Genomic DNA, 23,798 nt, shown 5'->3' on the forward strand with positions numbered 1-23,798 from the left:
CGGAAGGTTCTCTGTGAGCATGTTCAAGCGCGTCCTCGGCATGGCGTCGAAAGCCCTCGATTCGACGAGCGGGTCCTCCTCGGCGGGGACGACCGACTGGCGGGGGCTGGTGCGGACCGTCGCCGACAAGGTGGCCGCGCCGCAGCACGCTCCAGCCCGGCCAGCCGCCCCCGTTCGCCCGCAGGACGCCGTTCGCCCGCAGGACGCCCGACCTGGGCAGGTCAGCCAGGAGGATCGCGCGGCGATCGCGCGCTACGACTACCTCCTCCGCACCGCCGAGCCCGAGCAGCTGGAGCAGGTGCACCGTGAGTCCTTCGCGAGGCTGACGCCCGCGCAGCGTGCGCAGGTCGAGGCGCGCCTCCGGGAGGAGCTGCCCGCGAACGAGCGGCCGCAGTCGTCGGCGCCGGAGGACCTCGCGCGCGCGGCGACCCGGGGCGAGGCGCACAGCCCTGGATTCCTGAAGCGGATGTTCTCCAAGCCCGGCGCGCTGGCGGGAGCCGGGGTCGGAGCGGCGGCGGGCGTCGGGCTGGGCGCGGCGGGCGGACTCCTTGCGGCCGTCGCGGGCGGCGCAGTCCTCAGCACAGTGGCGGGTCCGCTCTTGGCGCACGCGTCAGAACTCGGGGTCGATGTCGAGAACCTCGCGGGAGGTCTCGGCGACTTCGGCGAGGTGACCGGCGGCGTGGGCGACATCGCGTCGGGCGCCGGCGAGCACTTGTCGGGGTGGGGCGAGCAGGTCTCGGACTTCCCTGTGCCGGGCCTCGGAGACCTCTTCGACCGCTGAGCGCGGAAGTCGTCGGGCGACGCGGCGCCTCGATCTCCGTCGTGCGCGCCGGACGAGATCGCCGATTCACGCGCGCGCCGTCGTACCCTCGACTGCATGGGGTTCGTTTTCTCGCTGGTGATCGTCGTGCTCATGGTGCTCGCACTGGTCGACGTGGTGCGGCAGCCGGACAATGTGATCCGCAATCTGCCGAAGATCGTCTGGGTTCTGCTGATCGTGTTCCTTCCGATTATCGGAGTCTCGCTCTGGTTCCTGCTCGGGCACGAGTGGAAGCGGGGCGACGGCGGCGCATTCGTGCCCGGCGGATTCGCATCGCGCCGACGTCCGCAGGGGCCGGTCGTGCTGCGTCCGCCGGCCAAGAGCACCGAGGAGCAGCTCGCCGACCTCGAGCGGGAAGAGGCGCACTACGCGCGGCTCGCCGAGGAGCAGCGTCGTCGCCGAGAGGGCGAGCGCCCGCAGGACGCGTGAGCGCAGGACGACGGCCCGCCGCCTCCTAGCCGCCGGTCGAGAAGTTCGACGCAGCCCACTGCACCGAGGCGATCTTTGCCTGGCCGGCGATGCTGGGATGGAAGTAATCGGTCGTGCCGATCAGCGCCTTGGTGATCGGAGTGGCCGTCAGGGCGCCCCCGTCCCAGTCGCAGCGGGTGCCCGAGGCCGCGCACGCGTTCTGCAGCGCGGTGTTGTACTGCGCCGTCCTCGTCTTCGCGGCAGCGGCGGAGGCGGTGGCCGCCGCGGTCCCGAGGCGAGCGCCGGTCGCGCTCACGCCGCGCGTGGTGCGGCAGAGGTTGCCGGAGGACCAGATGACCGAGCCGAAGCCGCTCTTGACGACAGCCCATTCCGCTGCGACGTTTGGCATCGACGAGAGGACGATCGTGGCGGAAGGCCAGGCGGAACGGATCTTGGTGAGGGCGGCCGTGGCTCCGCTCGTGAAGGCCGCCGCAGTGGTCATGGTGTAGCCGTCGGCGGCGACCGGGTTGGCGGCCGCGCAGAGGTCGTTGCCTCCGATCAGGAGGGTCACGACATCGGGATGCACGCCGGCGGCGACCGCGGCGTCGACCCGTGCGGGGACTCCGGCGATGAGGTCCCCGGTCTTGGCGAAGTTCGCGGTCGTCACGGTCGTGCCCGGCTTGGAGGCGCGCAGACGGCTGGCGAAGGAGTTGACGGCGGTCGCGGTGCCGGTCGACCAGTTGTTGCGCGGGCAGTCCGCGAACTGGCCGCAAGTGCCGTATGCCTGGGTGATGGAGTCGCCCAGGCTCAGCACCGACAGGGTCGGCGTGGCGGCGGAGGCGGTGCCAGCCGGGACGAGGGCTGCTGCGGCGGCGAGGACGGCGCCGATGGCGAGCGCGCGCAGGCGCCGGCGCCCGGCGCGCGGCGGACGAGGGGTGGACAGGAGGCGCATGGGGGACCGATCTCGGTGAGGGATGACGGGACGGCCCGTCGCTGCTGACGCTAGAGGACCCCCGGCCTGGCCCAGCTCGAACGGTTGACCCCAGAACGGGCCGTACAGCGGATTTGCGCTGCGCACGGACGCGGCGCATGCGGGAAACGCTGCGTGCTGCGGGATCGCGCCTCGCCCGCTCGCGGGACTCGCCGGAACTCAGGCGGGAATCGTGCCTCCGAGGGATCGCGCGGCGATCTCGGCGGCACGCTCTGCCTCCTCGACCGTCGAGAACGGGCCGGTCGAGACGAGCACGGCACGGCTGGTGAGGAGGGGGTCGATCTCGAGTCGGAATCGGGGCAGCTCTGCTCCAGGGACGACGACGATCCTGACCCCGTTCCGGCTCCATCGCGCGGGTTGGATGGTGGGAATCTGTGTCATGGTGCTCTCCGCTTTCGCGTTCGTCGGCACGGGTGGCTGACGCCTCCGCCGTGCACGCCCCACGGTATGTCGCTCGACCCGGATCCCGAATGGGCTTGACCTTTCGGCGACGGCGGAGTGCAACGTGTCGCCGTCAGTCCAGTTCGTCGAGCGTGTCGCTGATGGTGCGCAGACACTCGATGAGCACCGAGACCTGGCGCGGGTCGAGGCCGCCGAGCACCTCGCCCTCGGCGGCGACCAGGTGCCGCATCGCCTCGTCGACCCGCTTGGTGCCCCGCGGGGTCAGCGAGACGATCTTGCTGCGGGAGTCGGCGGCGTTCTGCTCCCGCACGACCAGCCCGCGTGCCGCGAGACGATCGACCCGGTTGGCGAGGGTGCCGCTCGAGAGCGCGAGTCTGAGCGAGAGGGCGGAGGGGGTCATCCCGCTCGCCCCGTTCTGGCGGAGCAGGGAGAGCAGCTCGAACTCCCACGGGGCCAGGTCGCTGACCGCGAACGAGCGGCGACGCACCTCCTGCACGCGAGGGCTCAGTCGGCGCAAGCGCGAGACGACATCGAGAGGCGCGAAGTCGAGGTCGGGCAGCGCCTCGGCCCACGCGTCGATCACCAGATCGACATCGTCGTCTTCTCGCATTCCCCCGATTATCCTCGGCCCACGAGGTGTTCGGCGACGCCTACCGGGCCGTGCGCTCGAGCGGCTCCGAGACGGGGGAGTCGTACGCGCTGGGATCGACGCGTGCGAGCCGCTCGCGGAAGGCGAAGGCGAAGTCGGGCCAGATCAGGGTCAGACGCCGACTCTCGGCGTCGAGATACCAGCTCTCGCAGCCTCCGTTCGTCCAGACGGTGTCGGCGCTGAGCGCGTCGACTCGGGCGACGGAGGCGGCCTCGGCCTCGGCGCTCACCTCGAGGACCGTGCCCCTTGCGTCGGCGAGGTGGTCGAGGGCCGCGAGCACGTACTCGATCTGCGACTCGATCATGTGCACCGCCGAGTTGTGGCCGAGGCTCGCGTTCGGGCCGTTGACGACGAAGAGGTTCGGGAAGCCGTGGACGGCGAGGGAATCGTAGGCGGTCATCCCTCCCGACCAGCGCTCGGCGAGCAAGAGACCGTCGCGTCCGCGAATCCGCCGGGCGAAAGGTGGGCGCGTGGAGTGGAACCCGGTCGCGAAGACGAGCACGTCGACCTTGTGCGGCTCGCCGTCGTCTCCGATCGCCGCCGTCGCCGTGACACGGCGCAGTGGACTCGGCACCACCCGCACATGCGGCTGCGTGAGGGCGGGATAGTAGTCATCCGAGAGCAGCACGCGCTTGCAGCCGATCTCGTAGTCGGGAGTGAGCATCGCGCGCAGCTGCGGATCGGCGACGTGCGCGGCGAGGTGGCCGAGCGCCTCCGACCGCAGCCCTTCGACGGCGGCGGGAACACCGACCCGCCCGGCGAAGCCCAGCTCGGCCCGCCAGAACAGCTCGTCACGCAGACGCTGGAGGGCGCCCGGCGCGCGGGCCAGAGTGCGCCGCTCCTGGAGCGTGTAGTCGCGATTGCGACGCGGCACCACGTACGGCGCCGATCGCTGGAACAGCACGACCTCGGCCGCCCGCTCGGCGAGGTGGGGGAGGATCTGCACGGCCGAAGCGCCGGAGCCCACGATGCCGACGCGCGCACCGTCGAGCTCGACATCGTGCCGCCAGCGGGCGGAATGGAAGACAGGACCACCGAACCCGTCGAGGCCGGGGAGGCTCGGCAGCCGCGGCTCCGAGAGCCGACCCGCGCAGACCACGAGCACGGCGGCCGACACGTCGCCCGTCGAGGTGCGCACATGCCAACGCTGCCGGCTCTCGTCGAAGGCCGCCTCGAGCATCTCGGTGCCGAGCCGTAGCCGCGGCCCGAGACCTTCACGGTCGACGACACGCTCGAGGTAGGCCTGGATCTCGGCCCCCGGCGCGTACAGGGCCGACCAGTCGGGCTCGGGCGCGAACGAGAAGGAATAGAGATGCGAGGGGATGTCGCAGGAGACGTGGGGATAGGTGTTGTCTCGCCACGTCCCGCCCACCTGCTCCGCTCTCTCGAGCACCACGAAGGAGATGTCCTCGCGGCGGCCGAGGCGCGTCGCGGCTCCGATCCCGGCGAATCCGGCGCCGACGATGACGACGTCGACCTCGGTGGCCATCAGATGGCCATCCGGGGCAGGAGGGAGCCGGCCGGGTCGCGGTGCGGGTCGGCGAGGAAGCGCTCGAGCAGGGCGAGCAGCTCGGCAGGGCGCTCGGCCAGCACGGAGTGGCCGCTGTCGAGGAGGGCGTAGCGCGCGTCGTCGATCGCACCGAGGAGCGCCTCCGAACCCTCGACGCCGACGACCGCGTCGGCCGCGCAGCCGACGACGAGTGCGGGAATCCTCACCGCGGCGGCCTCCGCGGTGACGTCGGCCCGGGTGGCGGCGGCGAGGAGCGCCGAGGCGGAGGCGTTCCACGGTGCTGCGTCGAGCGTGTCGGGCGAGCGGGCGGTGAGGAGCCGGGCGAGCTCGGCGCGTGCCACCGGCTCATCTGCCAGCCGCTCCCACAGCCGGGCGACGGCGAGGAGTCTTGCGGTCGGGCGAAGCCAGCCTGCGATGAGCGCGAGGGCTCGGACTCTCGGGTCGGCTGCGGCCGCGACGGCGACGGAGGCGCCCAAGGCGTGTCCGATCACTGTCGCCTCCTGCGCGTCGAGCGCGTCGAGCGCTGCGGCGACGGCGTCTGCGCCGTCGGGCCACGGCCGGGCGAGGTCGGCGAGCTCGAGGGCCGCCACCCGATGGCGCCGGGCCAGCAGCGGCAGGAGGAGAGCGCCGTCCTCTGCCGCGCCGCGCCCCGGCGCGGTCACGAGCATGACCACAGAGCCGCTCGCCTCCCCGGCCGTGAACAGCCGCACCCGTGACCCTGCGACGCGGATCTGCGATTCGCGGACGAGCCCCGCCTGCCTGCGCAGGAACTCCTCCCGTCGATTCACGAGTTCGCTCGGATCGGGAGCCGCACCCGCCGCGGCCTGCTCGGCGGTGTCTCGTCGACGCGAAGCAGCCGCTCGGGAGCGACCACACCGTAGTCGGTCGTGCGTTGACGCCATCCGCGTCCGATCTCGCCGGTCAGTCGAGCGACGGTCGCGAGGTCGAGCGAGCGGTACGCCTCCGCCCCGGCCTCGGGATGCAGCGAGCCGTCGAGCAGGAGGCCGCCGAGGTCGTCCGCGCCCCCGCGCAGGAGCAGCTGCGCGGCATGCCCCCCGAGCTTGGTCCACGCGGTCTGAAGGTGCGAGATCCGTCCGTGCAGGACCAGGCGTGCCACCGCGTGCAGCGCCCGGGTCTCGCGCAGGCTCGGGCCTCGGCGCGTCCGAGCGACCACGGCGGCCGGCGCTTCGGCGGGGACGAACGGCATCGCGATGAACTCGGTGAACCCGTGCGTCTCGTCCTGGATCGCGGTGATCGTGCGCAGATGGGCCAGCTGCTGCGCCGCTGACTCCACATGGCCGTAGACCATCGTCGCCGTGGAGGGCAGGCCGGCACGGTGGGCGGCCGTGATCGTCTCGCGCCAGTCGGCGACGCTCGGGTCGGTGCCCTCGCTCAGCACGGCGCGCACGTCGTCGTCGAGGATGCGTGCGCCGGTGCCGGGGACCGAGCCGACTCCCGCTTCGCGCAGCGCCTCGAGCATCTCGGCCAGAGTGCGCCCCGAGCGGCGGGCGGCACCGAGGATCTCGGCTGGACGGAAGGCGTGCAGGTGCAGCGAGGGCTGCCTGCTCGCAAGGGTGCGCACGATCAGCAGCAGGTCGTCGGCCCCGTGGGGCGGTGCGCCCTGGAGGCAGAGCTCGGTGGCGCCGAGCGCGACCGCCTCATCGGCGAGCTCCTCCAGCCGCTGCACGGTGAGGCCGCGCCCTCCCCACAGGGAGGTGTCGATGTTGCGGTTGACGACGACGGTTACCGAGTCGCCGACCGTCCCGCGGCGGAGGTCGTCGGCGAGCGCGGCGAGTGCCTCCAGGTCGTCGCCGTCGGCATCGAGCAGGGCGAGGTAATCGGAGTCGTCGAGCCCCGCCGGGTCGGCGGCGGCCCGGCCCAGCACCGCGCCGAGGGTCGGCGCGGCGACTCGCGGAGGCGCGTCGAGCATGTCGCGGTACCGTCGCGGCCGGACCGGAGCCGACTCATCGGCGAGCCAGGTCTCGGGGTCGGCGAGAGCGGTGACATAAGGCGCGACGCGGGGGTCGATCCAGGTGTCCGCCTCCCGCAGATAGCGCGGATGGGCGGTGAGGCGTTCGTGGAGGCGGAATCCGGCCGTGGCGGTGAGCTGCGCGAGGTCGTCGATGTGAGGCCAGGGCCGCTCGGGGTTCACGTGGTCGGCGGTGAGCGGGCTCACGCCACCCCAGTCGTCGATGCCCGCGCGCAGGAGCAGAGCGAGCTCATGGGCGTCGGTCAGGTTCGGCGGTGCCTGGATCGTCATGTCCGCGCCGAGGACGAGGCGCGCGACGGCGACGTTGGCCACGTACTCGTCGAGGTCGAGATCGACCTCGTTCTGCATCGCAGTGCGCGGCTTCGCACGGAAGTTCTGCACGATGCACTCCTGCACGTGGCCCCAGCGCTCGTGCGACTCTCGGATGGCGAAGAGGGCGTCGGCGCGCTCTGCCGCGTTCTCACCGATGCCCAGCAGCACGCCCGTCGTGAACGGGATGCGGCTGCGCCCAGCGTCTTCGAGCACGCGGAGCCGGAGGGCAGGCTCCTTGTCCGGCGAGCCGTAGTGCACCCCTCCCTTCTCGGACCACAGGCGCTCCGCCGTGGTCTCGAGCATCATGCCCATCGAGGGCGCGACCGGACGCAGCCGCTGCAGTTCTGCCCACGACATGACGCCGGGATTGAGGTGAGTGACCATTCCCGTCTCGTTCATCACGAGCACCGCCATGGCCCGGACGTAGTCGAGGGTGGAGGCGTAGCCGTGCTCGGCGAGCCAGGCGCGCGCGGTCGGCCAGCGATCCTCCGGGCGGTCGCCGAGAGTGAAGAGCGCCTCCTTGCATCCCAGAGCCGCTCCGGCGCGCACGATCTCGAGGACCTCCTCAGGTTCGAGGAAGGTGGACTCGCGCGTGGCCGCGAGACCTCCCGGCGTCTCGACGAAGACGCAGTAGTGGCAGCGGTCGCGGCACAGCTTGGTCAACGGCACGAAGACCTTGCGGGAATAGGTGATCACGCCGGGGCGGCCGCGACGCGCGAGTCCCTCGTCGCGCACGCGACCCGCCGCCTCGAGGAGTGCATCGAGCTCGTCGCCGCGCGCGCCGAGCAGGACCTCGGCGCTCGCGCGGCTGAGGGGCTCGCCCTGGTCGAGGCGGGCGAGGAGGCTAGCCGTGCTCATCCCGGCGTTCAGAGTGCTCGGAGGCGCGGCGCCAGGTCGCGCTCGAAGCTCTCGAAGAAACGCTGCTGGTCGTCTCCCGGCGCATGGAACACCAGATGGGTGAAGCCCGCCTCGACGTAGGGTGCGATCTGGGCGACCGTCTCGTCGGGGTCGGAGCCGACGATCCAGCGCCGGGCGACCTGCTCGATCGGCAGCTCGTCGGCGGCGCGCTCCATGTCGACGGGGTCGGTGAGCGAGTGCTTCTGCTCGGGCGTGAGCGAGAGGGGAGCCCAGAACCGCGTGTTCTCGAGGGCGAGCGCGGGATCGGGATCGTACGACAGCTTGATCTCGATCATCCGGTCGAGCGCCGCGGAGTCGCGCCCGGCCGCTGCCGCCCCCTCCTCGACCGCGGGCAGCAGCTTCTCGGTGTAGAGCTCCATGCCCTTGCCCGAGGTGCAGATGAAGCCGTCGCCCGCGCGGCCGGCGTACTTCGCGACGACCGGGCCTCCGGCGGCGATGTAGACCGGCACTCCGCCCTCTGGCTTGTCGTAGATCGACGCCTCATGGGTGGAGTAGTACTCGCCGTCGAAGGTCACCCGATCGCCGGCCCACAGCGCGCGCATGAGTCGGACGGCCTCGCGGAGTCGGGCGAAGCGCTCCTTGAACTCGGGCCAGGTCTGCTCGCCCGCTCCCTGGTACCCGGTCGCGATCTCGTTCAGGGCCTCTCCTGTGCCGACACCGAGCATGATCCGCTCGGGGTAGAGCACTCCGAGGGTGCCGAACGCCTGCGCGATCACCGCAGGGTTGTAGCGATAGTGCGGGGTCATGACGGAGGTGCCGAGGCGGATCGTCGAGGTGCGCTCTCCGGCCGCGGCGAGCCATGCCAGCGAGAAGGGCGCATGGCCGCCGGTGTGCCGCCACGGCTGGAAGTGGTCCGAGACCACGGCGCTCTCGAAGCCGTGGCGTTCGGCGGCGACGGCGAGCTCGACGAGCTCGCGGGCGCCGAACTGTTCCGCCGATGCCTTGTATCCGAGCGTGATCGTCATCTGCAGCCTTCGAGAAGAGGGAGGGGGACGTCGAGGAACGTCGTCCTCGTGCGGTCCCTCCATTCTGCGCCCGCGTGGACGCGGCAGGGGACAGATCACCCGAACGGTGAACGGGCGCGAGAATCCTCCCCTGTGGAGGAGGAGTCGACCCCCGCAGACGCGATCAGGCGGGCGTCGCCGAGATGTTCACCATCCATGCCACGCTGAAGCGATCGACGAGCATGCCGAAGTGGTCGCCCCACGGCGAGGCGTCCAGCGGCATCGTCACCGTGCCGCCGTCGGCCAGCGCCTCCCAGTAGCCGGTGAGTTCGGCGTGGTCGTCGCCGAAGAGCGCCACCGAGATCCGGCTTCCGGTGTCGGCGGGCATCGAGGACGGCGTGTCGGACCCCATGAGGATCAAGCCGTTGGGCGTAACGAGCTGGGCGTGCATGATCCGGTCTTGATCGGCCGGGTCCTCGCTCGCCTGGAAGTCGGCGAACGTGCTCGACATCAGCTCGCCGCCGAAGACGCCCCGGTAGTACTCCATCGCCTCCTTCGCCTGGCCGTCGAATCCGATGTAGGGGCTGAGCGAGCTGGACATGGCCGGCCTTCCGTCGAGTGGTGCGCTCAGTATCGACGTGTGACGCCTCCGGCGCTACACGTTCGGGCGTGTCGGCCGTCGAGAAGTCGTGCCGGACGGCCGAGATCCCCGGTTGCGGCAGGCCGTCTCGTCCGTTCGCTCCCTCCCGCTCGAATACGGGGGGCTCAGAGCTCGGCGCGGGTCGGCGGATTGGCGCCCGAGCGGGAGGTGGTGATGCCGGCGACGTGAGCGGCGTGGTGGCCGACGGCGCGGAGAGCGGGCTCGTCGAGGAGCATGCCGTTCGGCGCGCCGAGACCCTGACGGAATGACTCGTCGAGGATCGCGCCCATCGCGGAGTCGCCCGCGCCGATCGTGTCGGCCACGACGATCCGCGCCGCGGGCACGGTGGCGCGGGCGACGGCGGAGGCGAGCAGCAGCCCGTCGCCGCCGCGCGTCACGACCGCGAGCTGCGCGCCCAGGCCGAGCAGCCGCGTGAGGACATCGTCGAGCTGCATCGTCGGGTAGAGCCACTCCGCGTCCTCGTCGCTCAGCTTCACGATCTCGCAGGCCGCGGCGACCCGCTCGAAGCGGGCGAGCGCCTCCCGGTGACGCCCGACGAGCGCCGGGCGGATGTTCGCGTCGACGCTCGCGGTGACGCCGGCGGGGAGGGTCTCGAGAAGCTCGACGACCGCGGAGCCGCCCGGCTCGAGGTAGACGGCGATCGAGCCCGTGTGGACGTGGTCGGCGCCGCTCGGGTCCGCGGCCGGCGGGTTCCAGGACAGGTCGAAGACGTAGTCCGCCGAGCCGTCCTCGCGCAGGAGCGCCCGAGCGGTCGAGGTCCGCGCCGCGTCGCCGTGCAGGACCGTCACTCCAGAGGCGCTGAGGTGCTCGGCGATGCGGCGGCCTCGGTCATCGTCGGCGATGTCGGTGACCAGGGTCGCGTCGCGGCCGAGGCGAGCGAGGGTGAGGGCGACGTTCGCGGGGGAGCCGCCGACATGCTCCGCGCTCTCGCCACCGCGCTCGACGATGTCGATCAGGGCTTCCCCGATCACCAGGATGCGGGGCGCCGCGCTGGTGCGGCCGTCGGTGCTGGACATCCCGCCATTGTGCCGCGCCGCCGTGCCGACCGCCTAGACGCCGTTAGACGTCGACGCGGCTAAGCCCCGAACTGTGGGTTCCGCAGCACCTCGTCGACTGTGGTCAGCGTGATCAGCGGCGCGTAGAGCGCCATGGCGTCGAGGGCTCGCGCGTGGTCGGTCTCGGAGGCGCCCGCGCAGGCGTCCCCCACCGCTCGCACGTGGACGCCCGCGTCCGCCGCCGCGAGCGCGGTCGACAGCACGCAGCACTCGGTCGAGACGCCCGTGAGCACCAGTTCGCGGGAGGCGTCGAGCGCCGCCTCGAGCTCGGCTCCCCACTTGCCGAAGGTGGTCGCCGTGACCGTCCGGTGCCCGTCGAAGCCGTCGACGAGCTCGTACAGCCGGTCGTCGGCCGGCGCCAGTGCGAAAGGCCACTCGCGGTAGTACGGGATCCACGCGCCGCTCGGCTCCGCCGGCGCGACGAACCGTGTCATGACCACGCGCTCGCCGAAGGCCTGCAGGAGGCGTCGCGTGCCGTCGGCGGCGCGCGCGAACTCGCGCGACGCCCACGGCGACTCCGCGTCGGCGAAGACGTGCTGGAGGTCGATTGCGACCAGGAGGCTCATGCGCCCGACTCCTGGCGCCGTACCGTGTGGCGCGAGAACACCAGAGTGCCGAGGAAGCCGAGCGCGAGCGCGAGCAGGACCCCCAGGTTGGCGTAGGCCCAGTCGCCGTCGCGGCCGCCGAGCGGGCCGAGCAGGTACCCCTCCCACTCGAATCCGGGGGAGGTGTTGACCACGAGACCCCAGCCGACGACCGAGGCGAGCAGCACGAGGACCACCGGAGCGATCGCGACGCTGCCGTAGCGCCCGCGCGCGTCGTACAGCGCCTCCTCGTCGTACTCGCGGCGCCGGAGCAGGAGATCGGCGAGGAACACTCCCAGCCATCCCGCGACCGGGACGCCGAGCGTGATGAGGAAGCCTTGGAACGGCCCGAGGAAGTCGCCAGCGACAAACACGACGTAGATCGCGCCGAGCACCATGAGCACGCCGTCGATCCCCGCCGCGACCGGTCGCGACACCTTCAGCCCCGTGCTGAGCAGCGCGAGTCCCGAGGAGTAAATGTCCATGACCGCTCCGCCGACGAGTCCGAGCAGGGCCACGACGATGAAAGGGAGAAGGAACCAGGTCGGCAGGATCCCGGCGAGCGCGCCGATGGGGTCGGCGGCGATGGCGGAGGAGAGATCGCTCGAGGAGGCGGCGAGCAGCAGCCCGACCACCACGAGCACGACGGGTGCGATCGCGCCGCCGACCGTCGTCCAGGCGATGACCCCGGAGGCGCGCGCACTGCGAGGCAGATAGCGGGAGTAGTCTGCGGCAGCGTTCACCCAGCCGAGTCCGAAGCCGGTCATCATGAACACCAGGCCGCCGATCACGGCGGCGATCGATCCCGCGGGCAACGCTCCCACCGCAGCGAAGTCGATGCGGTCGGCCACGAGGAGGACGTACAGCACCGTCAGCACCCCGGTAGCGATCGTGATCGCGAGCTGGAGGCGCATGATCAGCCGGAATCCCGCGACCCCCGCCACCACGATCAGCGCGGCGACGACGATCAGCGCGACCACCTTGGTCGGCACTCCGCCGTCCCAGCCGAACTCCTCGAACACCGTCGCCGTCGCGAGCACCGCGAGAGAGGCGAGCACCGTCTCCCAGCCGACGGTGAGCAGCCAGGACACGACGGCGATGAGGCGGTTGCCGTCGACCCCGAAGGCCGCCCGGCTCAGCACCATCGTCGGCGCCGATCCGCGTTTGCCGGCGACGGCGACGAAGCCGCAGAGGAGGAACGAGACGACGATCCCGACGATCCCGACCGCGGTCGCCTGCCAGAACGAGAGCCCAAACCCGAGCAAGAACGAGCCATAGCTGAGCCCGAGCACCGAGACGTTCGCGGCGAACCACGGCCAGAACAGGTCGCGAGGGCGACCGTGCCGCTCCGACTCCTGGATCGTGTCGAGGCCGTTGAGCTCGATGCCGCCGACGGTGCGGGCGGTCGTGGGGTCGGGAGAGGTCATGGCGTCCTCGTTCTCGCGGGCGCCGGCACTGCGCCGGAGCTGGATCGAACCTACAGCTCGGCCGGGCCGCGGCTCTCGAAGAGGAGGCGCAGAGCCTCGAGGTCGTCGGCGACGCGCGTGCAGTCGTCGTCCCACTCCTCGAGGCTCATGCCCGGCCGGCGGCGCACGGTGAAGGCGACCTCTGCGCCGTCCCCGTTGACGAGGATCCGCAGCGGGTTGTCCACCGCGGTCCCGTCCGGGAGCGTCACCACATGGTCGGCGACGCCGAACGGGTTGCGCGGGGCGAAGCGCACCTCGACGCGCCCCATCGGCGATTCAGCGAACCAGCGGCCGTCCACTTCCTCCACCGTCGAGGAGGCCAGGCCCGCGGCCCAGCGCGGCAGCATCGCCGGGTCGGTCACGAAGTCGTACACCTCGTCGGCCGGAGCCTGGATCACGACGCCCACCGGGCGCGATTCGTAGAGCGTCATGCCGTGTGTGTCCTAGTCCTGCAGTCGTCGATGCGGTGTCGTCGTCGCGCCGGGCAGCACCCCTCGCCTCCGAACGTCCACCGTCGCCTTCTGGACTACCAGAGTGCGGGGCGCATCGCACGTTCGACCCGCCCGACCGAAGCTGCGGCGGTACCGGATGGATCCGCGGCGATGCTGAACCGATCGCCCTGGCGCTACGTTCTCCCTGGATGAGGTGGACATGTCCGAGGACCAGGCCGAGATGCTGCGTGCCCTGCACGACGAGCACTCGAGCGCGCTCTGGCGTTTCGTCCTGCGGCTGACCGGAGACCGGCAGCTCGCCGAAGACGTGGTGCAGGAGTCGCTGTTGCGAGCCTGGAAGCATCCGGAGATCCTCGCGCAGGGCGAGACGGCGGCCCGGTCCTGGCTGTACACCGTCGCGCGCAACATCGTGATCGACGACCGGCGGAGCGCTCGTCACGCACGGGAGTTCGGTACCGACGAGGTTCCCGAGCGGGCCACCGACGACAAGACCGACCAGGTGCTCGATGCGTGGCTGCTCTCGGACGCCCTGGGCGGGATCAGCCACGATCACCGCGCGGTGATCGTGCACGCGTACTACGGCGGTCGGAGCGTGAACGAGATCGCCGAGCTTCTGGGTATCGCACCGGGCACCGTGAAATCGCGGATGCACTACGGGATGCGCGCGCTGAAGCTCGCGCTGCAAGAACGAGGAGTGACCGAGCTGTGAACCGCGGATCGAACGAGTCCCACGGGGCCGAGCACGACGACGCGTTCCGCGACTGGGACGCCGCGTACCTCCTCGGTGCCCTCTCGATCGCCGACCGTCGTGCCTATGAGCTGCACGTGCGCACGTGCCGTGGCTGCAGGGAGGCGCTGGCCGAGTTCGTCCCCCTTCCCGGCTTGCTCGCCCACCTGCCGCAGGAGGAGGCGCTCCGCCTCCTGGAGGAGCCGCGCGTGCACGAGGAGGTGGCGTCGCCTCCCGCGCTGCTCACGCGCCTCGCGGCGGCGACCGAGGCGATCCGCCGGCGCGCTCGGGTGAAGGTGGCGTTCCTCGCGCTTGCCGCCGCCGGAGTCTCGGCGGCGACCGCGATCGCCCTCCCGCTCGCCCTCGGCCCGTCGGGGACGCCGGTCGAGACGGTCGGCTCGACCGTCTCGCTCGCGGCGGCGCCCGGGGTGCCGGTGCAGGCGTCCGTCCGCTTCGTGCCTGAGCAGTGGGGCACCCGCATCGACATGGACTGTAGCTGGAGCGACACTCAGGCGCAGTATGCCGGCGCGACCGGCTACGTCATGTACGTCACCGACAGCTCGGGGGCGACCGAGCCCATCGGCTCGTGGACGAGCACGCCGGGTTCGACGATGGAGCCGAGCCTTTCGACCGGTCTGCCGCTCGCGTCGATCGCCTCGGTAGAGGTGCGGCTGCAGGATTCGGGCGAGGTCGTGCTCACCGGTCACCCCTGACTCTGCTGTTCTCAGCTCGAGCCCGAGAGGACTGAGTAGATTCTCAGTCATGACGATCGCGACATCCGCCCTCGCCCCCGCCTCCGCGGCGACCTCTTCCTCGGACAACATCGACCAGCTCTCGGGCCTCGTCGGCGTCGCCGCCCGGGTGATCGCCGCGCTCGGCGAGGTCGGCGTTGGGCTGATGACGTTGATCGAGACGGTGTTCCCGCCGATCCCGAGCGAGTTGGTGCTGCCGCTGGCCGGGTTCCTCGCGCAGCAGGGGCGGATGAACCTCGCGCTCGTCGTGGTCACGGCGACGCTCGGCGCCTACCTGGGCGGGCTCGTTCTGTACTGGCTTGGCCTTCGGATCGGGACCGAGCGCTCGATTCGTCTGCTTGCGAAGTTGCCGCTGGTCGACCGCGAGGACTTCGAGAAGGCGGTGGGCTGGTTCCGCCGTCACGGCACCTGGGCGGTGCTGTTCGGCCGACTGATCCCCGGGGTGCGGAGTCTGATCTCGTTGCCTGCGGGTGCGGAGCGGATGAACCTCCTTCTGTTCTCGGCACTGACGATCCTCGGTTCCGGCGTGTGGAACGGACTCCTGATCGGGTTCGGCGCGGCCCTCGGCACGCAATACGAACTCGTCGACCAGTACGCGAGTGTGCTCGATGCCGTGATCTACGGGGTGTTCGGCGTGCTGCTCGTGATCCTCGTCGTCCGCCGCGTGCGGAGGCACCGTGCCGTCACGCGCGCGGGCGCCGATCGCTGATCGATCGGAGGTCGGCGGAGCCGCGCGGCTCTCGGCACAAGTCCCTCCGCCACGACCCCGGCGTGCCCTAACGTTCGAGGTGTCAGCAGTGCCCGAGGAGAAGGAGCCGCACCATGTCCGAGACCGCAACTCCCACGATGTCCCGCACGGCCGTCGAGCGCGGCTGGATCCTCGCGGTCTCGGTGATCGCCATCGGTCTCGGCGTCATCGCGGTGCTGATCCCCGGACCGACCCTGTTGACCGTCGCCATCGTCTTCGGCATTCACCTCATCGCGGTAGGCGTCTTCCGGTTGCTCCAGGCGTTCACGGCCGCGCGGCTGGAGGCGCGCGTGCGCTGGCTCGCCGGTCTGCTGGGCGGGCTCATCGTGGTCGCGGGCATCCTCTGCCTCTCGAACCCCTTCGAGTCGCTCACGGTTCTGGGCCTCGTCATCGGCCTGGGCTGGATCCTCGACGGCGTCTCGAGCATCACGAGCGGCAGGACCGCGATCGGTCCGGCGTGGCTGCCGATCGCCGCGGGCATCGCCTCCGTGATCGCCGGGATCCTGACGATCATCATGCCGGTGCTCGCCCTGGCGAGCTTCGTCACGGTCGTGGCGATCCTTCTCATCGTGATCGGTGTCGCGGGGCTCCTCCTCCTGCCCGGCCGTACTCGGGCGGAGCCAGAGCGGGCGTGATCGGTTCCCACCCCGCTCCCGAGCTGCTCGTCGTCGATCCCGACGGATATCTCCTCCGGTTCCCGTCCTCCCTGGGTCGGCGTCCTGCGCCGCGCTGACGCCTGGTCCTCGCGCCATCGATATGCCATCCGCTGGGTGGGCGAGGTCATGCTTGAGGCTGATGCCGAGGGACGCTCGGAACTGCTTGGCTCCCACCATGACGCTGTATTCGTCCACCGAGACCCTCGAACAGATCACCGACGCACCGACACTCTCGACGGACCACATCGAGTTCGATCCGCTCGTGCGCCCCGCCGACCTCGTGTCGGGTCTCCTGGGTGTCGCTCTGTGCTTCTACGCTCTCTTCGTGTTCGCGATCGTCCACTGGCAGTACTTCGGGCCCGATGTCGACGAGGTCGGGATCCTCGGCTGGGTCGCCCCGCTCGTCGCCGGAGCTGCCTGCCTCCTCGCCGCCGTGACCTCGGTCGCCCTGCGAGCCTCTGCCCGCCGCGCCGACGCGCGCGACGAGGCCGCCGCGTGATCGGCGAGTCGGCGCCGGTCCTCGCAAGCCCGGTCGTGCGTGTCGCAGAAGAACTGCTGCGGCGCGCCGGCTGCCTTCGCCGAGAGCACCCGTGGAGCCCCGACGCCTCCCGCGCCACCGTCGACTTCGCGCTTCTCGCCGAGCAGGCGGGAGTGCTCGACCTGTCTGAGGAGGCGGTCGCTCGCATCGCCCTGTCCCTCGCGACGGGGCGGCCGGTCGACCTCCGTCGAGCGGCCGGGTTCCTCACGCGAGGCCATGCCGAGCTCGTCATGGTCGCCATCGCCATCGCGGCCGGGCACGATCGTGCGACGAGCAGGATCCGCGTGGTGGGCGAGGAGCGTCGGGTCGAGGTGGCGCCTCCGCTCGCCGTGTGGCCCGACGACGCCGGCGTGTAGGCAGATGCCGCCGATCCGTCGTGGACTCGGCACCCCTTCCGCGTCGCTACGACCTTTCGGAGGTGGCCGGTTTAGGGTAACCGTGTGCAACGAGTCGACGAATTCCCAGGAGCCGGACCGGTGGCGACCTCACCCGAATCCGGGCACTCGGAAGCGGCGTCCGCTCATCGACTCGCTCCGAATGCCACCTCTCCCATCGAGGTGACGAGCGGCGAGGCCGGCTATCAGAGCGGCAATGTCGCCGATCCCGTCTGGAAGTCGTGGCGGGACGAGCTCGCGACGGTGGGCGGCCCGTCGCCCCTCCTGCACTTCGTCGACTCGCCGCGGACCCGCATCGAGCTCTCGACCACGCATCCCGGCGGCCTGCCTCTGTTCATCTCGGGCAAGACGACCCTGCTCTCCTCCCTCATCCGCGACGAGCTCGCGCTGCGTACCGCCAAAAGTGCGGCAGGAGCCATCACCGACAAGGGGATCGAGCTGCGCTCCGTGCGCGGCATCGAAGGCGTGCATCTGGCCATCGGGCTCGCCCAGTGGCGCGCGGGCGACACCGAGTTCACCGCTCCCGTGCTGCTACGTCCGCTCGCGATCCGCCGCTACGGTCGCGACTTCGAGCTCAAGCTCAAAGGACAGCCCTACTTCAACCCGCAGCTCGCGCGCGCCCTCAAGCAGCAGTTCGGCATCACGATCGACCCGCAGCAGTTTGTCGAGCTGGCCGTGCAGAACGGCGTGTTCAAGCCGCAGCCGGTGATCGACCAGCTGCGCGGGCTCACCTCGCACCTGCCGTGGTTCGCCGTGCATCCGCGGCTCGTCGTCTCGAGCTTCGCCGACGTCGCGGGCGACATGCTGCGCGATGCTCGGATGCTCGAGCATCCGGTGCTCGACGCGGTCGCAGGCAACCCCGCCGCGAAGCGCGCTCTGCAGCAGTCGCAGAAGCTCGCGACGATCATTCCGCAGGACGAGCGACCGCCCGCGACCGACAACCTCCTGCTCGACGCCGACGCCGAGCAAGAACAGGTCATCGCGAACATCGCGGCGGGCAATTCGCTCGTGGTGAAGACCCTCCCGGGCACGGGAGGCACTCAGACGATCGTGAACGCCATCGGCGCCCTCGCGGCGCAGCACAAGCGGGTCCTCGTGGTCGGCGCTCGCCGATCGAGTCTCGACAGCATCCACCAGCGCCTGCTCTCGGCGGGTCTCGGTGGCATCGCGGTGAGCCCGCGCACGCTGCGACGCGACCTGATCCAGTCAATCGGGCGCAACGAGAAGGCGTCCCGTCCCTCCGTCAGCGAGATCGACGATGCCCTGTTGCGCTTGCGCAAGGTGCTGCTCGACTACCGCGGCGCCCTGTCGCGCCGCGACGAGAGCTTCGGAGTCTCGGCGCTCCAGGCCCTCGAGGAACTCGCGCGCCTGTCGCAGCTGCGCACGCCTCCCTCGACCACCGCCCGCCTCGACCGTGGCGCTGTCGCGGCGCTCGCGCACAGCCGTCCGGAGGCGACGCGGATGCTGATCGAGTCGGCCCGGCTGGGGGAGTTCCGTTACGGCCCGGGCGATTCGCCCTGGTATGGCGCCCAATTCGACTCGACCACCGAGGCCGAGGCTGCGCACGAGCTGGCCAAGCGCCTGCACCTGCGTGACCTGCCGCGCCTGCTCGACCGTGCGCAAGACGTCATCGGCCAGACCAGGATGCGCCCCTTCGAGTCGATCGCCGAGCTCGGCATCTATCTCCGGCTCCTCCAAGACGTGCGCGAGACGCTCGACAAGTTCCAGCCCGCCGTCTTCGACCGCTCCATCCAGGACCTGATCGTCGCGACCTCCGGGCGTCGCGAGGCCGCCGAACTCTCCTCCGCGAGCCGCCGTCGGCTCAAGAAGCTCGCGCGAGAGTACATGCGGCCCGGGGCCCACGTGACCGACCTCAATGCGGCGCTCCGTCGTGTCCAGCAGCAGCGCACGCTGTGGCAGCGCTACGCGGTCGCGGGCACGGTGCCGGAAGTGCCGGTCGGCGTCGCCGACGTTCAGGTCGCGTTCCAGCAGGTGAGCGAGCAGCTCACGAGGCTCGACGAGCCGCTCGGGCGCCGCGGCACGAACCGGCAGCTCGCCTCCCTGCCGTTGGCCGAGCTGCTCTCGATGGTCTCGGGACTCGCCGAGGACAGCGAGGTGCTCGCCAACCTGCAGGAGCGGACGACCCTCCTCTCGACGCTGCGCGACTGGCACCTCGACCCGCTGCTCGCCGACCTCTCGCGCCGGCACGTGCCTCCCGAATTGGTCGCGGTCGAGCTCGATCTGGCGTGGTGGCGCTCGGCGCTCGAGATCATGCTGACCGACGAGCGTGCGCTGCTCGGAGGCAACACCAGCGTGCTCGACCGGCTGGAGGCCGACTTCAAGCTCGTCGACGAGGCGCATGCCGCCTCGAGCGCCGAGCTGCTCGCGTGGAAGCTCTCGGAGACCTGGAAGATCGGGCTCGTCGACTGGCCCCAGGAGCGCGACGCCCTACGTGCCCTGCTGCGCTCGGAGGCTGCGATCACGCCCCACGAGTTGCAGAGGGCCGCGCCGCACCTCTCGCGCGTGCTCGCTCCGGCCTGGCTCGCCTCGCCCTACGAGGTGCACCGCATCGGCACCGAGACGACCTTCGACGCGGTATTCCTCGTCGACGCCGGAGCGACGACGCTCGCGGAGAACGTCGGGGCGATTCGCCGAGCCAAGCAGGTCGTCGCGTTCGGCGACCCGGTGACGCAGACGCCGACTCCCTTCGGACTGCGGGTCGACGAGGCCGTCGAGTTCGGTACCAGCGCATCGCGCACCGACGTGGAGGCGCTTCACGCGCAGTCCGCGCTCGCGCGCCTCGGGGAGCTGCTCAACACCGTCACCCTGACCCGCAGCTACCGGGCAGGAGGCGAAGACCTCGCCGAGCTCGTCAACCGGCGGTTCTACGGTGGCCGCATCGACTCCCTGCCGTGGGCCGGCTCCTTCCTCGGCCATGACTCGCTACGGTTCCACTACATCGCGAGCGGGCACGGCATGCCCGAGAACGACTCCGGAGCGGTCGAGTCGGTCGACGCCGAGGTCGCGAAGGTGGTGGAGCTCGTCCTCGAGCACGCCGTGATCCGGCCGCGGGAGTCGCTCATGGTCATCACCGCGAGCCCGCGTCACGCGGTGCGAGTGCAGCAGGCGGTCCTCACAGCCTTCGCCAAGCGCACCGACCTCAACGACTTCATCCTCGGCGACCGTCCGGAGCCGTTCGCGGTGGTCACCCTCGAGCAGTCGGTTGCGCAGAGCCGCGACCGCGTCATCTTCTCGATCGGGTACGGGCGCACTCCGCACGGGCGCCTCCTGTCGAACTTCGGTGCGCTGGCCGAGCCGGGCGGAGAGCGTCTGCTCGCGGTCGGCATGACGCGTGCCCGCCGCTCCATGGACATCGTGTCGTGCTTCCGCCCGGGTGATATCGACGAGTCGCGCATGCGGTACGGCATGGTCGCCCTCGCTCAGGTCTTGCAGGAGGCGGAGGACCGCGTCCAGCCGAGCGACCGCGACGACTATTCCGAGCCCATGCTCGTCGACCTCGCGGCACGCCTCGAGCGTCGCGGTCTGCGCGTGAACATCGGCCACAAGGGCAAGCTCGCCCTGGTGGCCGCGCACGGCACACGCGCGGTGGTCGTCGAGACCGACCGCGATGTCAGCACGCAGAGCCTTCGAGTGTCGCTGCGCCTCCGGCCTGAGCTTCTGCGGCGACTGGGGTGGCACTACCTGCGGGTGCACAACTTCGAGCTGTTCGCCGACCCGGAGGCGGTGTCCGCGCGAGTGGCCGGGCTGATCGGTGCGCCCGGCGTCGAGGCGAGCGGCGGCACGCCGGTCGCGGTGGGTGCACCCGCAGCGGCTCGTCCGGTGTCCGCAGCGTCGAACGAGGCCGAGACTCAGCCGATCGCTCCGCTTCCTCGCGACTGACCGTGCCCACGCCGGAGGCGCCCGCGGGCGGGGACCGACCGCTGCGGAGCTCGCGGGGCGGCCGGCGTGTGACCCTGCCCCCGAAGCCGGGCACCGACCCGTCCCCCCAAGACACGCTCGTCTCGGACCCGGAGGCGCCTCCGCCCCGCCCCGACACGGGCCCGAACGACGCCCGCCTGCGCCAGGACGTCCCGCCGCACTACTGACCGTGCGCCTACGTCAGGTGGGCCGCGCGGCCCACCCTCCGTTCACCGGAACACGAGTATCCCCTCTCGCCGTCCCCGGCCGTTTCCGCCTGCCGGGCGCAACGGACAGGACGATTCAGTCGACGTGCTTGCCCGAGTTCGAGGTGGTGGGGGTGCCGCCGTTGGCAAGCAGATCGCGGATATCAGCGAGGAGCTCGAGCTCGGTCGGCGCCTTGTCCTCGGCTGCCGGAGCGTCGGCGGCCTTCTTGGCGAAGGCGACGTTCTTGAGATGGTTGATCGGCAGGACGAACGCGAAGTACAGCACGATCGCGACGATCACGAACTGGATGAGCGCGGAGATGACGGCGCCGTAGGCGATGACGCTGGCGGGCTCGGTCGCTGTGGCGGCGCGGATCTGCCAGGTGAGCGAGTCGAGCGAGGACGCGTCGAAGATCACTCCGATGAGCGGGTTGAAGATGCCGACGACAATCGCGTTGACGATCGTCGTGAAGGCGGCGCCGATGACGACAGCGACAGCCAGGTCGATGACGTTGCCGCGGAGGATGAACTCTTTGAAACCCTTGATCATGGTCTGTTCTCCGTTTCTGAAGGCGGTTGGTTCCCGAAGGCGGTGGTGCGGGGAGTCAGGATCAGCTCCCCGAGGAGGCGGCCCCCGAAGAAGGAGGTGCCGCAGGCGATGCGGACGAGCCCGAGGACCCGGACGAGCCGGAGGACCCGGACGAGCCGGACGAGCCCGAGGACCCGGATCCGGAGGACCCGACGTCGCCCGCCTTCACGGGCGTCGCGCCTCCGCTCGAGGCGTCCTTCGCGGGCGACTCCGACGAGCGCGAGTCGGTGCGGTAGAAGCCCGATCCGTTGAAGGTCACTCCGACGGCACTGAACACCTTGCGCAGCGCGCCCTGGCAGCTCGGGCACTCGGTGAGGCTGTCGTCGGTGAACTTCTGCACGATGTCGAAGGCGTTGCCGCACTGGGTGCAACGGTAGGAGTAGGTGGGCACTGATGGCTCCTCGGGAGACGGGTGGGGAGGGGGATCAGCGGAGGTCGAGAACGCCCGAGGGCGTGACGACTCCGTCGACCGCCTGGTCGTGGACCTCGCGGGGCACGCGGTCGACGAGCTCGCTGTCGAAGACGACCGCGTAGACAGGAGGGCACTTCTCCATCGAGCCGAGGGTCTTGTCGAAGTAGCCGCGACCCCAGCCCATGCGCATACCTCCGCGATCGACGGTGGCGGCCGGGACGATGATGAGGTCGACGTCGTTGATCGCGATCGGGCCGAGGAGCTTGCCGACAGGTTCGGGCATCCCAAACAGTCCTTGCGTCTCGGTGTGCCCGTCGCCGACAGCCCAATCGAGGAGTCCGTCCGCGCGCGAGATCGGGAAGAGGACTCGCAGGCCATGGCTCTCTGCCCAGCCGAGGAACGGGCGGGTGTTGGGTTCGTCGGGAGCGGAGAGGTAGCAGGCGATCGATCGCGCCTTCGTGCGGGTGGCCAGCTCGATGAGGTGCTCGGTGATGTGCGTCGTCGCTTGCTCGCGAACGGTCGAGGTCTGCGTGCGGCGGCGCTCGCGGAGCTCGGCGCGCAGCGCCCGCTTCTCGTGAGTGATGTCGGCTGGCATGCGCTCAGTCTAGAACCGGCACGTCACCCGGCAGCCGCGGAGGAGAGTGACGGACTCTCGCCTAACGGCGGCCCTTAAATGGGGTGGAGGCGTGAGCGCTGGTGGTCGCGGAAGGGAAACATTCGCGTCGTATGCCGCCGATAGGATGACGCCCCATGGGCACTCGAATCCGCAAAGCCGTCATTCCCGCAGCAGGCCTCGGCACTCGCTTCCTGCCGGCGACCAAGGCCATCCCGAAAGAGATGCTGCCGGTCGTCGACAAGCCGGCGATCCAGTACGTGGTCGAGGAGGCGGCGAACGCCGGGCTCCAAGATGTGCTCGTCATCATCGGACGCAACAAGAACGCTCTGGCGAACCACTTCGACTCCGTCCCCGAGCTCGAGCAGAACCTCGTGAAGAAGAGCGACGACAAGAAGCTCGCCCACGTGCAGTACGCGAGCGACCTCGCCGACGTGCACTTCGTGCGCCAGGGCGAGCCGAAGGGACTCGGCCACGCCGTGTCGCGCGCCCAGCGCCACGTGGGCGACGAGCCCTTCGCGGTCCTGCTCGGCGACGACCTGATCGACGCCCGCTTCCCGCTCCTCTCGCGCATGATCGAGGTTGCGGAGCAGCGTGAGACCACGGTCGTCGCGCTCCTCGAGGTCGACCCGGACCAGATCCACCTCTACGGCTGCGCCGCCGTCGAGGCGACCGACGAGGACGACGTGGTGCGCATCACCGGCCTCGTCGAGAAGCCCTCCAAAGAGGATGCCCCCTCGAACCTCGCGATCATCGGGCGCTACGTCCTCAAGCCCGACGTGTTCGGCGTGCTCGAGAACACCGCGCCTGGCAAGGGCGGCGAGATCCAGCTGACCGACGCCCTCGAGCGCATGGCGCAGGATCCGGCCGAGTTCGGCGGCGTCTACGGGGTCGTCTTCCGGGGTCTCCGATACGACACCGGCGACAAGCTCGACTACATCAAGGCCATCGTGCAGCTCGCCTCCGAGCGGGACGACCTCGGTCCCGATCTCAAGCCCTGGCTGAAGGACTTCGTCGCGGGATTCTGACCCGCCTTCTCGCGAGAGTCCACCGCCTCCTCCCGCCGCGGCCGGCGCAGTAGG

26 protein-coding genes are annotated in these 23,798 nt (G+C 70.7%); 11 read left to right on the forward strand and 15 right to left on the reverse strand.

The window, feature by feature from the left end; all coding sequences use genetic code 11:
• Positions 1 to 19 precede the first annotated feature (19 nt).
• Together ITJ45_RS04360 and ITJ45_RS04365 are read left to right on the forward strand one after the other, a co-directional pair.
• The gene (locus ITJ45_RS04360; RefSeq protein ID WP_228493572.1) at positions 20 to 781 is read left to right on the forward strand and encodes a cation-transporting ATPase; all 762 of its coding nucleotides are present in this window, start codon (positions 20 to 22) and stop codon (positions 779 to 781) included.
• A 96-nt stretch (positions 782 to 877) separates the two neighbouring features.
• Positions 878 to 1,249: a PLD nuclease N-terminal domain-containing protein gene (locus tag ITJ45_RS04365; protein WP_194607568.1), complete on the forward strand. Its 372-nt coding sequence runs from the start codon at positions 878 to 880 to the stop codon at positions 1,247 to 1,249.
• A gap of 25 nt (positions 1,250 to 1,274) precedes the next feature.
• Here ITJ45_RS04365 and ITJ45_RS04370 read toward each other — a convergent pair whose 3' ends face one another.
• The 12 genes from ITJ45_RS04370 to ITJ45_RS04425 all read right to left on the reverse strand — a co-directional run bounded on the left by ITJ45_RS04370 (position 1,275) and on the right by ITJ45_RS04425 (position 13,141).
• The gene (locus ITJ45_RS04370) at positions 1,275 to 2,180 is read right to left on the reverse strand and encodes an SGNH/GDSL hydrolase family protein (RefSeq protein ID WP_194607569.1); all 906 of its coding nucleotides are present in this window, start codon (positions 2,178 to 2,180) and stop codon (positions 1,275 to 1,277) included.
• Positions 2,181 to 2,378: 198 nt separating this feature from the next.
• Complete coding sequence (locus tag ITJ45_RS04375) at positions 2,379 to 2,600, reverse strand: hypothetical protein (RefSeq protein ID WP_194607570.1); 222 nt, start codon at positions 2,598 to 2,600, stop codon at positions 2,379 to 2,381.
• Positions 2,601 to 2,733: 133 nt separating this feature from the next.
• The gene (locus ITJ45_RS04380) at positions 2,734 to 3,231 is read right to left on the reverse strand and encodes a MarR family winged helix-turn-helix transcriptional regulator (protein WP_194607571.1); all 498 of its coding nucleotides are present in this window, start codon (positions 3,229 to 3,231) and stop codon (positions 2,734 to 2,736) included.
• Between the two features lie 40 nt (positions 3,232 to 3,271).
• Positions 3,272 to 4,759, reverse strand: coding sequence for a flavin-containing monooxygenase (locus ITJ45_RS04385; RefSeq protein WP_194607572.1), 1,488 nt, complete (start codon positions 4,757 to 4,759; stop codon positions 3,272 to 3,274).
• Positions 4,759 to 5,568, reverse strand: coding sequence for an alpha/beta fold hydrolase (locus ITJ45_RS04390; RefSeq protein WP_194607573.1), 810 nt, complete (start codon positions 5,566 to 5,568; stop codon positions 4,759 to 4,761). The genes ITJ45_RS04385 and ITJ45_RS04390 overlap by 1 nt, the downstream gene beginning before the upstream one ends.
• Complete coding sequence (gene cofG, locus ITJ45_RS04395) at positions 5,565 to 7,940, reverse strand: 7,8-didemethyl-8-hydroxy-5-deazariboflavin synthase CofG (RefSeq protein ID WP_194607574.1); 2,376 nt, start codon at positions 7,938 to 7,940, stop codon at positions 5,565 to 5,567. Before cofG ends, ITJ45_RS04390 begins: the two co-directional genes overlap by 4 nt.
• A gap of 8 nt (positions 7,941 to 7,948) precedes the next feature.
• A complete protein-coding gene (gene fgd, locus ITJ45_RS04400; protein WP_228493422.1) occupies positions 7,949 to 8,965 on the reverse strand; it encodes a glucose-6-phosphate dehydrogenase (coenzyme-F420) in 1,017 nt (338 codons plus the stop codon).
• A gap of 163 nt (positions 8,966 to 9,128) precedes the next feature.
• Positions 9,129 to 9,545, reverse strand: a complete 417-nt coding sequence (locus tag ITJ45_RS04405; RefSeq protein WP_194607575.1) for a VOC family protein — start codon at positions 9,543 to 9,545, stop codon at positions 9,129 to 9,131.
• Between the two features lie 164 nt (positions 9,546 to 9,709).
• Positions 9,710 to 10,621 (reverse strand): carbohydrate kinase family protein, encoded by a 912-nt coding sequence (locus tag ITJ45_RS04410; protein WP_194607576.1) that lies wholly within the window; start codon positions 10,619 to 10,621, stop codon positions 9,710 to 9,712.
• 59 nt (positions 10,622 to 10,680) lie between these two features.
• Positions 10,681 to 11,226 carry a cysteine hydrolase family protein gene (locus ITJ45_RS04415; RefSeq protein ID WP_194607577.1) on the reverse strand — a complete coding sequence of 182 codons (546 nt, stop codon included), beginning with the start codon at positions 11,224 to 11,226 and terminating at the stop codon, positions 10,681 to 10,683.
• On the reverse strand, positions 11,223 to 12,671 hold the full coding sequence (locus tag ITJ45_RS04420) for a purine-cytosine permease family protein (RefSeq protein WP_194607578.1): 1,449 nt from the start codon (positions 12,669 to 12,671) through the stop codon (positions 11,223 to 11,225). The genes ITJ45_RS04415 and ITJ45_RS04420 overlap by 4 nt, the downstream gene beginning before the upstream one ends.
• A gap of 50 nt (positions 12,672 to 12,721) precedes the next feature.
• A complete protein-coding gene (locus ITJ45_RS04425) occupies positions 12,722 to 13,141 on the reverse strand; it encodes an SRPBCC family protein (protein ID WP_194607579.1) in 420 nt (139 codons plus the stop codon).
• A 220-nt stretch (positions 13,142 to 13,361) separates the two neighbouring features.
• Between ITJ45_RS04425 and ITJ45_RS04430 the strand changes: the two genes are divergently transcribed.
• From ITJ45_RS04430 to ITJ45_RS13990, 8 genes are all read left to right on the forward strand, one after another.
• A complete protein-coding gene (locus ITJ45_RS04430) occupies positions 13,362 to 13,871 on the forward strand; it encodes a sigma-70 family RNA polymerase sigma factor (protein ID WP_194607580.1) in 510 nt (169 codons plus the stop codon).
• A complete protein-coding gene (locus tag ITJ45_RS04435) occupies positions 13,868 to 14,602 on the forward strand; it encodes an anti-sigma factor family protein (RefSeq protein WP_194607581.1) in 735 nt (244 codons plus the stop codon). Before ITJ45_RS04430 ends, ITJ45_RS04435 begins: the two co-directional genes overlap by 4 nt.
• A gap of 49 nt (positions 14,603 to 14,651) precedes the next feature.
• Complete coding sequence (locus ITJ45_RS04440) at positions 14,652 to 15,350, forward strand: DedA family protein (protein WP_194607582.1); 699 nt, start codon at positions 14,652 to 14,654, stop codon at positions 15,348 to 15,350.
• Positions 15,351 to 15,463: 113 nt separating this feature from the next.
• On the forward strand, positions 15,464 to 16,024 hold the full coding sequence (locus ITJ45_RS04445) for an HdeD family acid-resistance protein (protein WP_194607583.1): 561 nt from the start codon (positions 15,464 to 15,466) through the stop codon (positions 16,022 to 16,024).
• 196 nt (positions 16,025 to 16,220) lie between these two features.
• Positions 16,221 to 16,544, forward strand: a complete 324-nt coding sequence (locus ITJ45_RS04450; RefSeq protein ID WP_194607584.1) for a hypothetical protein — start codon at positions 16,221 to 16,223, stop codon at positions 16,542 to 16,544.
• A complete protein-coding gene (locus ITJ45_RS04455; protein WP_194607585.1) occupies positions 16,541 to 16,939 on the forward strand; it encodes a hypothetical protein in 399 nt (132 codons plus the stop codon). The genes ITJ45_RS04450 and ITJ45_RS04455 overlap by 4 nt, the downstream gene beginning before the upstream one ends.
• A 201-nt stretch (positions 16,940 to 17,140) precedes the next feature.
• Positions 17,141 to 20,878, forward strand: coding sequence for an AAA family ATPase (locus ITJ45_RS04460; RefSeq protein ID WP_323742851.1), 3,738 nt, complete (start codon positions 17,141 to 17,143; stop codon positions 20,876 to 20,878).
• A 68-nt stretch (positions 20,879 to 20,946) separates the two neighbouring features.
• Positions 20,947 to 21,084, forward strand: a complete 138-nt coding sequence (locus ITJ45_RS13990; RefSeq protein ID WP_228493423.1) for a hypothetical protein — start codon at positions 20,947 to 20,949, stop codon at positions 21,082 to 21,084.
• A gap of 115 nt (positions 21,085 to 21,199) precedes the next feature.
• Here the strand turns inward: ITJ45_RS13990 and mscL are convergent, their stop codons facing one another.
• From mscL to ITJ45_RS04475, 3 genes are all read right to left on the reverse strand, one after another.
• Positions 21,200 to 21,652, reverse strand: a complete 453-nt coding sequence (gene mscL / locus ITJ45_RS04465) for a large conductance mechanosensitive channel protein MscL (protein ID WP_194607587.1) — start codon at positions 21,650 to 21,652, stop codon at positions 21,200 to 21,202.
• A gap of 61 nt (positions 21,653 to 21,713) precedes the next feature.
• Positions 21,714 to 22,082 carry an FmdB family zinc ribbon protein gene (locus tag ITJ45_RS04470; protein WP_194607588.1) on the reverse strand — a complete coding sequence of 123 codons (369 nt, stop codon included), beginning with the start codon at positions 22,080 to 22,082 and terminating at the stop codon, positions 21,714 to 21,716.
• Positions 22,083 to 22,116: 34 nt separating this feature from the next.
• On the reverse strand, positions 22,117 to 22,698 hold the full coding sequence (locus tag ITJ45_RS04475) for a 5-formyltetrahydrofolate cyclo-ligase (protein WP_194607589.1): 582 nt from the start codon (positions 22,696 to 22,698) through the stop codon (positions 22,117 to 22,119).
• 155 nt (positions 22,699 to 22,853) lie between these two features.
• Between ITJ45_RS04475 and galU the strand changes: the two genes are divergently transcribed.
• A complete protein-coding gene (gene galU / locus ITJ45_RS04480) occupies positions 22,854 to 23,744 on the forward strand; it encodes a UTP--glucose-1-phosphate uridylyltransferase GalU (RefSeq protein ID WP_194607590.1) in 891 nt (296 codons plus the stop codon).
• Positions 23,745 to 23,798: the final 54 nt, after the last annotated feature.

It is taken from the genome of Rathayibacter sp. VKM Ac-2879 (assembly GCF_015351245.1).
Lineage (GTDB): Bacteria > Actinomycetota > Actinomycetes > Actinomycetales > Microbacteriaceae > Rathayibacter.

Excerpts from the sequence above, each read along its gene's own strand:
- ITJ45_RS04360 (WP_228493572.1), top strand. The coding sequence starts at position 20 with ATGTTCAAGCGCGTCCTCGGCATGGCGTCGAAAGCCCTCGATTCGACG.
- ITJ45_RS04365 (WP_194607568.1), top strand. The coding sequence starts at position 878 with ATGGGGTTCGTTTTCTCGCTGGTGATCGTCGTGCTCATGGTGCTCGCA.
- ITJ45_RS04370 (WP_194607569.1), bottom strand. The coding sequence starts at position 2,180 with ATGCGCCTCCTGTCCACCCCTCGTCCGCCGCGCGCCGGGCGCCGGCGC.
- ITJ45_RS04375 (WP_194607570.1), bottom strand. The coding sequence starts at position 2,600 with ATGACACAGATTCCCACCATCCAACCCGCGCGATGGAGCCGGAACGGG.
- ITJ45_RS04380 (WP_194607571.1), bottom strand. The coding sequence starts at position 3,231 with ATGCGAGAAGACGACGATGTCGATCTGGTGATCGACGCGTGGGCCGAG.
- ITJ45_RS04385 (WP_194607572.1), bottom strand. The coding sequence starts at position 4,759 with ATGGCCACCGAGGTCGACGTCGTCATCGTCGGCGCCGGATTCGCCGGG.
- cofG (WP_194607574.1), bottom strand. The coding sequence starts at position 7,940 with ATGAGCACGGCTAGCCTCCTCGCCCGCCTCGACCAGGGCGAGCCCCTC.
- fgd (WP_228493422.1), bottom strand. The coding sequence starts at position 8,965 with ATGACGATCACGCTCGGATACAAGGCATCGGCGGAACAGTTCGGCGCC.
- ITJ45_RS04405 (WP_194607575.1), bottom strand. The coding sequence starts at position 9,545 with ATGTCCAGCTCGCTCAGCCCCTACATCGGATTCGACGGCCAGGCGAAG.
- ITJ45_RS04410 (WP_194607576.1), bottom strand. The coding sequence starts at position 10,621 with ATGTCCAGCACCGACGGCCGCACCAGCGCGGCGCCCCGCATCCTGGTG.
- ITJ45_RS04415 (WP_194607577.1), bottom strand. The coding sequence starts at position 11,226 with ATGAGCCTCCTGGTCGCAATCGACCTCCAGCACGTCTTCGCCGACGCG.
- ITJ45_RS04420 (WP_194607578.1), bottom strand. The coding sequence starts at position 12,671 with ATGACCTCTCCCGACCCCACGACCGCCCGCACCGTCGGCGGCATCGAG.
- ITJ45_RS04425 (WP_194607579.1), bottom strand. The coding sequence starts at position 13,141 with ATGACGCTCTACGAATCGCGCCCGGTGGGCGTCGTGATCCAGGCTCCG.
- ITJ45_RS04430 (WP_194607580.1), top strand. The coding sequence starts at position 13,362 with ATGTCCGAGGACCAGGCCGAGATGCTGCGTGCCCTGCACGACGAGCAC.
- ITJ45_RS04440 (WP_194607582.1), top strand. The coding sequence starts at position 14,652 with ATGACGATCGCGACATCCGCCCTCGCCCCCGCCTCCGCGGCGACCTCT.
- ITJ45_RS04445 (WP_194607583.1), top strand. The coding sequence starts at position 15,464 with ATGTCCGAGACCGCAACTCCCACGATGTCCCGCACGGCCGTCGAGCGC.
- ITJ45_RS04450 (WP_194607584.1), top strand. The coding sequence starts at position 16,221 with ATGACGCTGTATTCGTCCACCGAGACCCTCGAACAGATCACCGACGCA.
- mscL (WP_194607587.1), bottom strand. The coding sequence starts at position 21,652 with ATGATCAAGGGTTTCAAAGAGTTCATCCTCCGCGGCAACGTCATCGAC.
- ITJ45_RS04475 (WP_194607589.1), bottom strand. The coding sequence starts at position 22,698 with ATGCCAGCCGACATCACTCACGAGAAGCGGGCGCTGCGCGCCGAGCTC.
- galU (WP_194607590.1), top strand. The coding sequence starts at position 22,854 with ATGGGCACTCGAATCCGCAAAGCCGTCATTCCCGCAGCAGGCCTCGGC.